The 15,027-nt window shown below is 29.1% G+C and carries 6 protein-coding genes; 3 read left to right on the forward strand and 3 right to left on the reverse strand.

Features of this window, described 5'->3' with window-relative positions:
• Window positions 1-409: 409 nt before the first annotated feature.
• A complete protein-coding gene (locus ACWYN7_RS15035; RefSeq protein ID WP_462860789.1) occupies window positions 410-4,729 on the reverse strand; it encodes a glycosyl hydrolase in 4,320 nt (1,439 codons plus the stop codon).
• A 342-nt stretch (window positions 4,730-5,071) separates the two neighbouring features.
• On the opposite strand from ACWYN7_RS15035, the gene ACWYN7_RS15040 reads away from it, so the two are divergent.
• The 3 genes from ACWYN7_RS15040 (at window position 5,072) to ACWYN7_RS15050 (ending at window position 9,410) form a co-directional block, all read left to right on the forward strand.
• A complete protein-coding gene (locus ACWYN7_RS15040; protein ID WP_462860790.1) occupies window positions 5,072-7,087 on the forward strand; it encodes a DUF2264 domain-containing protein in 2,016 nt (671 codons plus the stop codon).
• Window positions 7,080-8,321 carry a DUF2264 domain-containing protein gene (locus tag ACWYN7_RS15045; RefSeq protein WP_462860791.1) on the forward strand — a complete coding sequence of 414 codons (1,242 nt, stop codon included), beginning with the start codon at window positions 7,080-7,082 and terminating at the stop codon, window positions 8,319-8,321. The genes ACWYN7_RS15040 and ACWYN7_RS15045 overlap by 8 nt, the downstream gene beginning before the upstream one ends.
• 216 nt (window positions 8,322-8,537) lie before the next feature.
• Window positions 8,538-9,410 carry a T9SS type A sorting domain-containing protein gene (locus ACWYN7_RS15050; RefSeq protein ID WP_462860792.1) on the forward strand — a complete coding sequence of 291 codons (873 nt, stop codon included), beginning with the start codon at window positions 8,538-8,540 and terminating at the stop codon, window positions 9,408-9,410.
• A gap of 157 nt (window positions 9,411-9,567) precedes the next feature.
• Here ACWYN7_RS15050 and fucP read toward each other — a convergent pair whose 3' ends face one another.
• Both fucP and ACWYN7_RS15060 read right to left on the reverse strand, forming a co-directional pair.
• Window positions 9,568-10,881 (reverse strand): L-fucose:H+ symporter permease, encoded by a 1,314-nt coding sequence (gene fucP, locus ACWYN7_RS15055; protein WP_462860793.1) that lies wholly within the window; start codon window positions 10,879-10,881, stop codon window positions 9,568-9,570.
• 90 nt (window positions 10,882-10,971) lie between these two features.
• Window positions 10,972-15,018 (reverse strand): hybrid sensor histidine kinase/response regulator transcription factor, encoded by a 4,047-nt coding sequence (locus ACWYN7_RS15060; RefSeq protein WP_462860794.1) that lies wholly within the window; start codon window positions 15,016-15,018, stop codon window positions 10,972-10,974.
• Window positions 15,019-15,027 lie beyond the last annotated feature (9 nt).

The raw sequence follows: 15,027 nt of genomic DNA on the forward strand, positions 1-15,027 counted from the left end.
GAAGGGTCTTTAAGTTCATCAAACAAAAAGAATTAAAGTACGGAATATGCTTTTAATAACACGTAAATAGAAAATATGAGTTAATCAATTGGTTAAAAAGAACAAGAAGTATTGCCAATAATTATGAATATTCTGGAAATTCTTTAATTATTGATTGTTTAGGTGATGTGCTTTCTGATATCTCTAAAAATAAAATTGATATGATTGAAGCTGCTTTAAATAAAAGCAATCAACAAAAGGATATAGAGCACAATTAGTTTGAAATCAATTTTTAGCTATATTTGAAAACAGGATTAAACTATGAAAAATCTAATCCTGTAATTTTTAACTTACACACTTGATGGGAAAGTGTCAAACTTGATGGGAAAGAGTCAAATTATCATACCCATTTTATTAATTGTATTAATTGTTATTTAACAATAATCTTTAATTGCTTAGTAACTTTTGTTGTTCTAATTTCAACAATATAAATATTACTTTTAGACGGTGCTTTAATAGTCATTTTAGCTTTATCAATTTTATGAGTACTTACTAAAGCTCCTAACAAATTATAAACGTTAATTGCGCCATTAATGCTTTTACTGTATATAGTGCTAAGGTCAATGTTAATTTTCTGTTCTTTTTCTAAGGGATTAGGATATACTCTAACATCTGCAGTATTAACATCGTCTATACTTTCTACAGATAAGGTTTCTCTATTAGAAAGTTTTGTAATATCACTTTCTGTTAAAGCATAGTTATAAATTCTAAATTCATCATAACTATAATTGGTAAACTCGTCTTGCGAATATTGTGATTTACCTAAATAATTTTGATTTGTAGAACCTACATCAGAAGGACTTAAAGTACAGTTATTGTCTGTAAATACTAATTCACCATTAATAAAATATTTTAATGTATTACCTTCTAAGGTTAAAGCTACGTGAACCCATTCGTCTATTGGAAAATTACAAGGCATGTACACATTATATCTACTACCTACAATTGGGTCTATTATAAATCTTGATTCTGTTTCGTTTGCCTTAGGTATTAATAACATAAAATTAGAACCACCAGCACCAAAATCAAATAAACGTAAATAGTTGTTGGTAACTGCGGGTGTTTTAAACCAAGATGCAATAGTAAAATCGGTAAGGTTTGCTACAATATCATCTCCAAGCTGTATATAAGATTCATCTGTTGCCGATAATGTAACTGCACTTCCATCGTTACCAGAAGACCATTGTGGATTTTCTTTTAACTCACCATGATAACCACCCCATTCATCAAACGTTTTAACTCCAGTGTTTTCATTAAAATGAAACATTGCATGTTGCCCCTTTTTAGGATTTGCAACTAAAACATTAGATTCTGGTCCAATACCTTGATCATTGTATGGTTGTACTTTATAGTAATAGGTATTATCATTTTCAACATTGCTGTTATCTACATATCTTGAACCAGAAAAGCTTGAAGAGATTTCTGTAAAAGGACCATTTAAGCTCGATGATTTACTTATTTTATATGCAGTATCATAAACAAAATCCCAAGTAATTATTACAGATTTATCACCAGAAGAAACATATAAGCCTTCTATTTCTTCAGGACTATTTATGGCATTGGTTGTAACCTCTACAACAGAAGAGTATGCTCCTTCTCCAGCACTGTTAAGCCCTACAACTTTATAATAATAAGAAGTTGTTGCAGTCAAATTTTCATCCTTATATGTAGTTGCATCAATATTTTCTGCAATTGTTTCAAATGTACCATCTATAGAGTTAGCTCTTTTTAAAGTATAGCTTTTTGCATGTGTTGCATTATTCCAATCTAACTGAATTATAGTTCCAGATATTGCTTTACCTGTTAACACTGGAGCAACTGCTGGTTGATCTATAACTACTTCTATTTCTCTAGAATAATTAGATTCTGTGTCTTTATAACTAGTAGCTTTAACTCGATATTTTGCAGAATTGTAAGTTAAATTATCATAGAAACTTACTGTTCCTCCAATTTCATAATCCTCGCGTTTTACTAAAGTTGCAATGGGTGTAAAATTGGTTTCTGTATCTGTTTTTCTTTCTAAAACATATTTTTTACCTGTTTCTCCATTATGATCATACCAAGAAATTATACTTTTGCTATAATCACTAGAAAAACGCTGTTGTAACCAAGCAGGTGCAATTTTCCATGTGTGATTATATTCTATAGATTTTTTAAACCCTTTATCAGATTTAAATTCTCCAAACATTTCACCTGCAGGTGTAAGTTGACCTCCTAATTCTAATGCTCTAGCATCATTAACCCATTGATATAAAAAATGATGTTCTACTAAATCATTTGTTTCAAAATAATTTAATATTTGTTCTAGTTTAACTTTGTTTCTTTCTGCATTAGCAGGTGTAAGTGGTAATGATCCTGTTTTTTGTACACCGTTTTCGTCTAATATTGGGTCTCCATTAGGGTAAAACCTTGGTCCGCTAACATCTGGCCATTTAGATGCATCTGCTCCATTGGTCCAGTTTGCTCCATTATTCCACTCTGTAATCCATACAGGCCTTCCTCCAATTGCTGCTGTAGAAATATTCCAACTCCACCAACTTGTTGGCTGATCTTGATAAGCATGAAAAGCAATAAAATCTACTCGATAATTTAGTTCGTCGCAAATTTGCATAAATTCTGTTAACCAAGAGCTACCTATAGCAGCTGGAGCAGGTGAACCGATTCTTAAACCAGATTTAAAAATTTCTGGCCATTGATTTATTGCAGAGGCAACAGACATGTTTGCTTGGTCTGGTCTTGCAGGTTCGTTATACCCTAATACATGAGATACATTGGTGTTAGAGTTTATTTTGGTAAAAGAATCCCAGCCCAGATTATGTCTCATAGGTACAAAAGTAACATCAACACTTTCTGTATCTCCACCTGCAGACCAGTTATAGCTTATTGTTGGACTTGCTTTATAGTTTGCATCTCCTCCTAATTTATTCGCTAATCCTTTTTTAGAATTCCATTGCCATTTAAACACTCTAATAAATGAAACAAAACTACTTTGGTCTGTTGAAGTTGCTATAAAACCTTCAGGTAATGTTGATACTTCAATATCATTATCACTGGCAATAAACATTTTACTAAATCCAGTTCCATTTGGGTTATTTGCAAAAGTTGCTGCGAAACCTTTTTTTAGTTTAAAAGATTTTACATTATTATCAAAAGCTCCTAAATTATTGTGGTATGTTTCAACTTCTAAATCTGTAGAAGTTCCACCAAAATTTTCTTCAGTATAAATGGTAAGTGCATTTTGCATGGCTAATTTTCCATTTGGAATAATAACACATCCAGACGCATAGATACCAATTCTATCTTTGGTAATATCAAATTTTTGTCCGTTAATTTTTACAGCATCTAACCAACCGTTTGTTTCCTGTAAAAAAATAGATGGTTTAATTCTTTCTATAAACAACCAAGCATCATTTGAAATTAAATTAATAGAACTGTTACGCAGAGGATCTTTATCTGTAATATGTAAATCAGATTTTCCAGAAACAGTTACTTCTGCATTTATAAAACGGGCTATACTAAAATCTTCATTATCTATTACTACCGGATTTCTAGGTGCATTACCTGATGAAACTGGTGCATAAGAACCAGAAGCATCAAAAGTTACAGATTTTATATTTATATCTGCTGCATTATTTGGGTAATTTTTACCTAGAATAATTCTGGGTTGTGCTTCAAATTTTTTAAGTGATAAATCTCCCACAAACCAAATACCTCCACCATCATTCTCAAATAATAAGTAATATGTACCGGCCTCTGTTGTTGTAAAAGCCATATTACTATCGTTTAGTTTTCTTTGGTTTCCGTTTGTAACAGTGGTAGAAAATTGATTGATAATGTTGTTTCCTGTGGTATCTTTACTTGCACTTATTTTAAACGTTCCTGCAGAACCATTTCCCCAATAAGCATAAAGAGAACTAAGATTATACGTTGTATTTGCCTCTAGAGTTACTGGATAATAGTACGAAGATCCGTTAGTTACACCACTTTCCCAGCGCATTAACATAAAATGACTTGCGTCTGTAAAAGTTTGTCCGATGTAAGTTAGATTAGCATTCAATGTATTTGTAAATCTTACTCCAGAGTTAGAGTTTGGGGTATTCCATGGTACATTTCCAGCACCATTATTATTCCAACCCGCCTGTAAAGGAGTTTGTGTTGTTAAATTACCAAATACATTTTCTAGTTTGTTCGGTCCATTAGTTAAAGAAGATAGGTCTGGATTTGTGTTTTCTACTCCGTTTTCAATATTAAAAATAGTTTCTAAATTTTTACTTTCAATAAAACTACCATTTTGATAAATGTGTACTTTATCTCCTTCTATAGCATATCGAATAGTTTGTTCTTCTATAGAAGAAAAATTCATCATGTATGAATTTGATAGTGAAGCTGTCCATTGTAATTTTTCGGTATTTAAAGAAGTTCTAAACCCTCTAAAATCTTTTTTTCTAAAGTCAAAATCTAACCCTCTACCACTAGTAGAATTAATGGTAGCTGTAATTTCTAGAGACATATTTTGATTCACATTTAAAGGTATATGAATAGTATCTATAATGTTTGTAGCATTAAAAATTCTATTAGATAAAAGTGTTGTGGGTAAATCTGCTTTTTCTACTAAGTTAGGTTCTTGAGAATAGATTTGAGTTGTTAAAAAAGCAAGTATTAAACTTACTAAGAGTAATTGTTTTTTCATTGTTTGTTGTTTATAGTTAATTGTTTTATTTTTTAAAATAAATCATGATAATTAATAGCCCATAATTATTTTACAAGTAATTAATCACATCATTTATAGTTAATTAAATATTTTATCTAAGAGCGTTTTTGCAATAAACAAAACCAAACTAAAAAATATAAAGAATGTTTTTGTACATTTACTCTTTTACAAGTGTAAATATAACACTTGTAATATGTTTGTATGGGGTATTAATCAGCAGGTAATGGGCTTTAAAATGACCTAAAGTACAGATTAAGTGCAGATAACTTATATACATTATAATAAATAGATAGCTATTTGATGATTTAAAATTATAGGAAAATGAAATTCTTTTTAGTATTATTTTTAACTTTTGGAGTATCAATATTCTCACAAAACAAGCATAAAAAAAATAAGATTTTTAATATAGAAAATCCTAATTATGAGATAAGTCCTTATACAGGTATGACCAAGCAGCATTGGAAAGATGCAGCCATGTATTTGTTAGAAGGTGCATTTAGTTACATAGATCATTTAGATGATCCGATGAAGTTTCCTAAACAACTAGGAAAAAGCTACCCTCATAATGAAGCGAGGGTTCCAACTGAAAAATTAGAGGGGTTGTGTAGAACATTGTTTGTAGCATCTCCTATTTTAAGAGATAATCCAGATTTGGTTATTAATAACATTAAAGTTGCCGATTATTATCGATATCAAATAGGTAAACTCATAGATTCTGATAGTAAGTCATATATTGTTCCTAGGTCTAAAAATGGAGGACCAAGTCAGAATTTAGTAGAGTTTGGAGCTTTAGCTTTATCAATGCTTGTAAATCCTGATGTTTTATGGGAACCTCTTCCACAACATCAAAAAGATGAATTGGCTAGAATTATGTTAAGTTATGGAGATGGACCCACAGTAGATTCTAATTGGAAGTTCTTTAACATTTTTGTGTTAAGCTTTTTTAAAGATCAAGGATATCGTGTTAACGAAAACTTATTGGTAAAATATTTAAATAGATCTTTAACTCATTATAGAGGTAATGGTTGGTATAATGATAGTCCTGCATATGATTATTATAGCATGTGGGCTTTTCAAATGTATGGAATGGTTTGGTCTCAATATTTTGGAGATAAATATTATCCAGAAATTGCAAAACAATTTAAATTAAACTTTAATGGTTTAAAAAATAATTACCCATATATGTTTAGTAAAGATGGGAAAATGATTATGTATGGAAGAAGTATTAGTTACAGAACAGGATCTATTGTTCCTTTTCCTTTAATGGGTTTCCAAAACGATGAAAACTTAAATTATGGATGGATGCGCAGAATTTCATCTGGAGTAATTAAACAGTTTTTTACACACCCAGATTTTATGAAAGACAATGTACCTACACTTGGATTTTATGGTGTCTTTGAACCCGCAGTACAAAATTATAGCTGTAGAGGAAGTGTATATTGGATGGGGAAAGCTTTTTTTGGTTTGTTAGTTCCAGATGATAGTCCTTTTTGGACAGCCAAAGAAAATAATGGAGCATGGGATGATGAATTGGAAAAAGGAAAAGTTTACAATAAGTTTCAAGGCAAATCAGAAGTTTTAATTACTAATTATCCAAATATAGGAGCCTCAGAATTAAGAGCTTGGTGTCATGAAAAAGTAAAAGATGATTGGCAAAAGTTTAGATCAACAGAAAATTATAATAGATTGTCATATAACAGTGCTTTTCCTTGGCAAGCAGATGGTAAAAATGGTGAAGTTGCCATGAATTATGTAATAAAAAATAAACAAAACCAATGGGAAGCCTTTAGGTTATATACCTTTAAAAAGTTTGAAGATGATGTTTATTATAGAGATGTAGTTTTAGAAACAGATGAAAATATTAAATTTAATTTAGCGGATATTCCTTTGCCAAATGGAATTTTAAGGGTGGATAAAAATAATAGTAACAAACCTATTTCTATGAGATTAGGACATTATGCATTGCCAAAACTAGATAAAGAAATTATAACAACTACAAAAAAAGTAAAAGGATATAAAGTAACAATTATTGATAACGGAGTTTATCAATTAGCAACTATTCCTTTATTAGGTTGGCAAAATATAGAGGTTGTAAAAGCAAAAGGATTGCATCCAGAAAGTGATGAAAGCTCAGTCATAAATGTTTTAGTTAATGAAAACATACAGCCTAAAAAAGCAAATATTTACGCAACTTTAATGCTTTGGAAAAAATCTGGAGAAAAATGGACAATAAAAGAATTATGCCCTGTTAAAAGTATAAAGGCAACAGATAATTCAAAAAAAATTATGATAAAATTTAATAATGATGAAACAAAAACAATTATATACAATGAATAATCAATTAAAAAATATCCTAATTTTAGGGTTATTCTTAATAACTATTAAGAGTTTTTCACAAGAAAATAAATTACAAAATAAGACAAATAAAGAAGTTAGAGAATTTTTTGTATCCTCATTAATTAAAATTGCAGATCCTCTACTATCCGCCTTAAGCGAAAATAAATTAAAAACATTAATGCCTGTAGAGAAATCACCTGGTGCTTGGGATGATAGAACCCATGTAACTTACTTAGAGGGTTTTGGCAGGTTACTCTCTGGAATGGCTCCTTGGTTAGAGTTAGGAGCAGATGATACAGAAGAAGGCAAATTAAGAGCAAAATATATAGCTTTAGCTCAGCAATGTATTCGTAATGCAACCAACCCAGAGTCTGCAGATTTCATGAATTTTAATAACGACAAACAGCCTTTAGTAGATGCAGCTTTTTTTGCGCAGGCCTTAATTAGAGCTCCAAAACAATTGTGGGAACCTTTAGACAAAACAACTAAAGAAAATGTAATTAATGCATTAAAATCTACAAGAGTTATTAAACCATATTATAGTAATTGGTTACTTTTTTCTGGAATGATTGAAGCTGCACTACTTAAGTTTGATGCAGGAGCTGATATGATGCGATTAGATTATCCTTTAAATAAACATAAAGAATGGTATTTAGGTGATGGTATGTATGGAGATGGACCAAATTTTCATTGGGATTATTATAACAGTTTTGTTATTCAACCTATGATACTCGATATTTTAAAAGTAATTATAGAAAAAAACAAGCATTTTAAAAGAGATTATGATGTAGCGTTAAAGCGAGCAAAACGTTATGCAGCTATTCAAGAACGACTAATTTCTTCTGATGGTACATACCCTCCAATTGGCAGATCATTAGCCTATAGATTTGGAGCATTTCAATCATTATCACAAATAGCTCTTTGGCAAGAATTACCAAAAGAAGTTAAACCAGCACAAGTTCGTTCTGCATTATATACTATGGTTAAAAATCAAATAAATGCAAAAGGTACTTTCGATAAAAATGGTTGGCTAAAAATAGGCTTGTATGGTCATCAACCAAATATCGGTGAAGGATATATTTCTACAGGAAGCTTATATCTTTGTTCAGAAGTATTTTTAATTCTTGGTTTGCCATTTAATAATGAGTTTTGGAATGCTCCCTATCAACCTTGGACTCAAAAGAAGATTTGGTCTGGGCAAAAGATAAATATAGATCATGCAATAAAGAACTAAAACAAAGTTTTTTAAAAAATTGCAATTTATACCAACTTATTGCAATTTAAAACAATTCACACCTCATTTTAAGCTGAATATTAACCCATAAATAGCCTAAATTTATATTTACTTTACAAGAAATTAAACAAGTGTAAAATATACATTTCTATTATCTCTTACAGAAAATTAAATACTTGTTTTTTAAAAAAAATTATAAACTATAAACTAAACATTATGAAAAAAATTACATTCTCTATTTATTTTATGTTAATCAGTGCATTTTCAATATTTGCTCAAAGCACAGAGCCTTTTCGCGTAGAAGCAGAATCTGGCACTTTAGGAAGTGATTACACCACTGGAACCGATGGTAGTATTACATATGTATATCCACAAACAAATTTTTTAGCAACAACCAATCCAGGTTCAGCTACTAAAGTAATTACATACAATATTACTTTTCCAGAAGCAGACACTTATGATCTGTATATGAAAATTTATATTGGTCCACTTGGTGACAATGACGACAGTTTTTATGTAGCAAACAGTATGGGTGCAAAAGACCCTTTTAGCGGTTCAGATTGGGTTAATATGAATCAATTAAATAATACAGGTTTTACTACAGCAACTGATGTTGTAACTGGTGAACTAGTAACGCCTGAAATTATTAATCAATGGAAATGGGTAAATATTTCACAATTGCATAACACAAGTGGATGGAGTTATGATATAACACCAGATAATCTTACAGTTACCTATCAAATAGGAGCAAGAGAAGATGGGATTTGGTTTGATAAATTAGTTTTTGGTAAAACAGGCACATCTTATACCGTTTCAGAGCTAGAAGCAGCTGCCACTTTAAGCACTGCAAAGTTTGATATTTTAAATACTGTAAGTGTTTATCCAAACCCAACCAATAATCAATTTACTATCGATAGTAAAGAAAAATATACCTCATATAAAATCTACAATATTTTAGGTGCAAAAGTTAAAGAAGGAACCTTTTATTTTGGTAAAAACACTTATGGGAAAGACTTAAAGGCTGGTTCGTATATTTTAGATATGACTTCTAGTAATAAAAGAAAAGTAATGAAACTTATTAAGTTTTAGTATCTATAATAATAGTAACCGATTATTATTAAAAAAGCTTCTATTCAAAAGAATAGAAGCTTTTTTTTTATTACAAATAATTATAAAACTACGATATAAAAGTAATGTTAGTTTAAAATAAAATTACCTCCTTAAAGTGTAATAATACTTCAACTATTTAGTTAGAAAGTTTTACTTTATTAGAAACATATAATCCATACCAAGCAATAAATACAAAGCAAAATAAAGGTAAAATAAACGAAAAATTGATTTCTGAAACGCCTAATATTTTAATGTCATTTACTTTATTACCACCAAGATCTATAATCATACCTTGTAGCTTAGGCATTAATGCACCACCTACAATAGCCATAATTAAACCCGCAGAACCAACTTTAGATTGCTCTTCAGTTAAGTCTCCTAATGCAATACCATATATTGTAGGGAACATTAAAGACATACAAAACGAAACCGCCACCAAACTATACAACCCAACAGTTCCTTCTATTACAATAGCACTAAACGTAAATACAAAACCTAATATAGCAAAGTACATCAACAATTTACCTGAGCTAATAAATCTAAGTAAATAAGTGCCCACAGCTCTACCAATTGTAAATATTACAAATGCAAACATTTGGTAATAACCTGCAGTAACAGCATCTATCCCTATGGCCTCAGAATATTGGTAAATATAAGTCCAACACATAATCAAACATCCCATGTGAAATATTTGAGCCAAAACACCCAAAGCATATTTTTTATTTTTAAAAAGAGATTTAAAAGTATCGCTTATTTTAGGCATTTTACCTTGATCTTTAGATTGTGGCATCTTACTTATTAAAAACAAAATAAAAACACCAATTAACACCAATCCTAAAATTACGTATGGATTTCTAATTACTAATAAATCGGATGTTTTTATTAAAATTTTTGAAGCTTCATCTAGAGTACTAAAATCTTCTATATCATCTGATTTTAAATTTTTTAACACAAATTGTTGTGCAACAAATAAACCAGCAATTAAACCAATAGGATTAAATGCTTGTGCCAAATTTAATCGCTGAGTTGCTGTTTCTTTAGCTCCCATTGCTAAAGCATAAGGGTTTGCTGCAGTTTCTAAAAAAGCCAATCCAAAAGTTAAAATATATAAACCTAAACAGAAAAACCAAAATTGTTCTGTAATTGCTGCAGGATAAAATAACAAAGCACCTGTTGCATATAAACCTAAACCAATTAAAATTCCTACTTTATAAGAATATCTTCTCATAAACATTGCCGCTGGTAAAGCCATACAAAAGTAACCACCATAAAAAGCCATTTGCACCCAAGCAGCTTGAGAATTGGATAGCTCTAAAACCTTTTTAAAGGCTTGTACCATAGGGTCTGTAACTGCGTTTGCAAAACCCCAAAGAGCAAATAAAGAAGTTACTAAAATAAAAGGAATTAAGATTTCTTTAGAAACCACAGGTGGTTTAGATGTATTTTTCATGTGTTTTATTTGATGTGTTTAGTTAATCAAATATGAATAATTAATACTAATTAAACCAAGACAAATTACTCAAAAGTATGGATAATTATACTACTTTATTAAAGTACTAGGTGCATGACCAAATTGTTTTTTAAAACATCTACTAAAATATAAAGGATCATTAAAACCAACCATATTGGCTACTTCAGAAACGTTGTAGTTTTTTGTTTTCAGTAATTTTGAAGACTTTTTTAAACGAATTGTTCTAATAAATTCATTAGGAGACATGTCTGTTAATTGTGTTATTTTTCTATATAGTTTTGAAGAGCTCATTGCCAACTCTTTACACAAAAAACTAGGTGTTAACTCTGGGTTGCTAATGTTAGCTTCTATAATATCTTTAATTTTTGAAATTAAATCGATATCTATTTGAGAATGTGCCAATGTTATAACATCACTTTCTGCATCTCCAGAAAACTTCTGTTTTAAATCGAAATAAGTTTTTATAATATTATCTATTCTTGTTTTAAGTAAAGATGGGTCGAAAGGTTTTACTAAATATCCATCTACACCAATTTTATAACCTTTAATTCTATTTTCATTTTCTGCTAACGCTGTAAGTAAAATAATTGCTGTATGGCTTATATTTTCATCTGTTTTTAATTCTTCTACAAATTGAAAACCGTCCATTACAGGCATCATAACATCTGCAACACATAGTACAGGTTTTACTTTCCTGCAAATATCTAAAGCCTCTTGTCCATTTTCTGCTTCATAAACCTTGTAGTAACTAGAAAGATATTCTACAACATATTTTCTTAATTCAGAATTGTCATCTACAACCAATATTTTATGTTTAATATCTACATTAGATTTAGATTTTTTTACAGAAATATTTTTGTAAGATGCCTCTACTTGTCTAACAGACACTAATTTTTCATCATTTTCTTTAGAAACTGTAAAATTAAATATTTCATCTTTAGAGAATGCTTCTAAATAAACCGGTAATTTTACTGTAAAAATACTTCCTTCTTTTGGTGTACTTTGTACTATAATTTCTCCTTTATGTAAATTAACTAGGGCTTTAACAAAAGACAAACCAATACCGGTTCCGGTAGTACTATCTTTACTGTTTTGGGCTTGATAAAATCGTGTAAATATTTTTTCTTGACTTTCTAATGGAATTCCAATTCCATCATCACTTACCTCAATTATAAGTTTTTTATTCTTTTTTCCTTTAAACCCAATAAATAAATCTACGTTCCCGTAATTATTTGTAAACTTCATGGCATTAGAAAGTAAATTGTATAATATTTTATTATACTTATCCATATCTATCCAACACTCTAAGTTTTCTTCTTCGATATATATATTAAAGTTAATATTTTTGGTTTGAGATAATTCTATAAAAGAATTAAAGATGTTCTTGGTTCCTGTTAAGATATCAACTTTAGAAATTTTAAGTTTTAATTCTCCTGTTTCTGCTCTTCTAAAATCTAAAGTTTGATTTACTAATCTTAACAATCTATTTGCATTTTGATTTATTAAATTTACTCTACTTTTTGCATATTCACTTAAACTTTTCTCTACTTGTAATTGCTTTACAGGGCCTAGAATTAAAGTTAACGGTGTTCTTAATTCATGAGAAATGTTTGTAAAAAAACGTAATTTCTCGTTATTTAATTTTTCATCTCTTTCTCTTTTTACTTTTTCTAGGAGAAGTTCTTGTTTTAATTTTAAACGTATTTTTAATTGTTTTCTTAATAGATAAATAAATGACGAAAGCAATAAAATTATTAAAAGAATACCTTCTACAGTTAGCCAAAAAGTAGGCAATACTGTAATGTTATAAGAAGAAGTTTTACTCCATTTACCATCACTATTACTAGACCTTACTTTAAAAACATAATCTTTAGAATACAAGTTTGTATATTGTACTGTTCTAGATTCGCTATTGGTTTCAATCCAATCATCATCAAAACCTTCTAATTTATATTCAAATTTATTTAACCTTTGATTTGTATAAGATGCTGTAGAAAATTGAATAGAAAAATTTCTGTTATTATAGTCTAATACAACCTTTTTTCCGTAGTTTAAATCTTCTGTAATTGGTGTTTTACCATTAATTTTAACACCTGGAAAAACTTCTTTATTCTGAATTTTAAATTCTGTAATTATTGGCTTTGGCGAATAATTATTTTCTTTTATTTCATTTGGCGCAAAAACAATAACTCCTTCTTTACCTGCCGCATAAATTTTAGAATTATTAAAATTATAAAATCCGTTAGTACTAAAAACGTCTAATCTATTACCACTTCTTACATTATAAATGTTTAAGTTTTTAGATTTTGTATTGTATTTAGCAATGGTATTATTATTCATGTTTAACCACAAATTGCCAAAATTATCGTTACTAATATTTGTAATCCATTTACCTTTTAAAGCCTTAGATTGAACAGGTTCAAAATATTTTTTCTCTTGGTTAAAAATTGCCAAACCCTTTCTAGTTGCTGCCCAAATTGTATTATTGTTATCTATAAAAATATCGCTAACATTGTCATGAGGTAAACCTAATTTATTATTTGTATTGTAACCATACTGAATAGTTTCTTTAGTTTTCAAATTAAACTTTACAACACCACCTTCAGTAGCAAACCATAAGTTATCTGCAACCTTTATTATTTTATTTACATCAAAATTTGGTAGTAATAATCCATATGCAGGGTTTGGTTGTAGAGTTTTTAAATCTATAATTTTAGTACCACCTCCAAAAGAACCTACTACTAAAGTATTTTTATTATACTTTACAAAAGTAAGAACAGGTGAGTTTTCAAAACCAACATCTACAATTTTTGAAGTATTGTTGGGGTAGTTATATATTAGTATTTTTCCGTTCCATAAACCACAGTAAAATATTTTTCCATCATTAGAATAAATACTTGCTATATTTTTATTATTACTAAGCGTATAAAATTTTTCTTTTTTCGAAATAAAAAGTCCATTATGCCATGTAGCTACAATAATATTATCATCAAATGTTTTTGCAAAACCTCTAATTCTAGGAACTTGATTGTCTATGTACAAAGAAATACTTTTATTTAAATGAAATTGATTTTCATAGGGATCGTACTTATCTAAACCTTCTTCTGTACCTATCCATAAAACCCCAGAAGCATCAAAATATAGCGAAGAAATAAGGTTGTCTACTAAAGATGTGTCGTCTGATAATATAGAATAATGCCATTGAAATTTTCCTTTTGCAATATCTTCTAATGTATTACAAACCAAAAGTCCACCAAGAGTTCCTACCCAATATTTTTTATCTGGAGCTTGTGCGATAGATAAAAAATAAGGACCCAAATTTTCTCTAATAATATTGTCTTCTATGTATAAATTTTTAAACCTATTTGTTTTATTATCTAATTTATACAATCCTTTTCTGGTTCCTATAAATATGCTAGAATTACTGTCTTCATATATAAAATTTAAGTATGGATTTTTTTCTTGAGAATTAGGGATTGAAAGTGTATAATTTTCTATTTCAGAAATATTACCTTTTGTATCTAAAGATATTTTGGCAACAGAAGCAGTACCAAAACTTCCAATCCAAATATTGCCTTTTTTATCTTCAAAAATTTCTTTTATGTATTTAAAACTTGGTAATTCTATTTTTTTAAAAATATTTTCTTCAGGATAAAATAAATATACTCCAGATGTTTTTGTACCAACCCAAACACGTTTAAATTTATCTACATGTACAGATCTAATTTCTTCATCTGGTAAACTATTCGAATTATTTTTATCTGGTAAATAGGTTTTAAATATTCTGGTATCTGTTTTAAAAAGTGTAAGCCCTTTTCTTGTACCAATCCATAAATTATTTAAAGACTCGTCTAACTCTAAATCTGTAATATCATCATTAAATAATTTGTTGTTTTTTGTTGATGAACTTAAATAAGATTTAAATTGATAACCATCAAACCTATTAAGCCCTTCAAAAGTACCTATCCATAAAAAACCATGTTTATCTTGTACAATATGTCTTACAGAATTATGTGATAATCCATCTGTATCATTGTAATGTTCAAACTTTAAATTTTGAGCATTAACACTGAATAGTGAAATGAAATAAATACATAAAATAATCTGTTTTTTCATAAATAAAAC

The organism is Polaribacter sp. M10 (assembly GCF_054968445.1).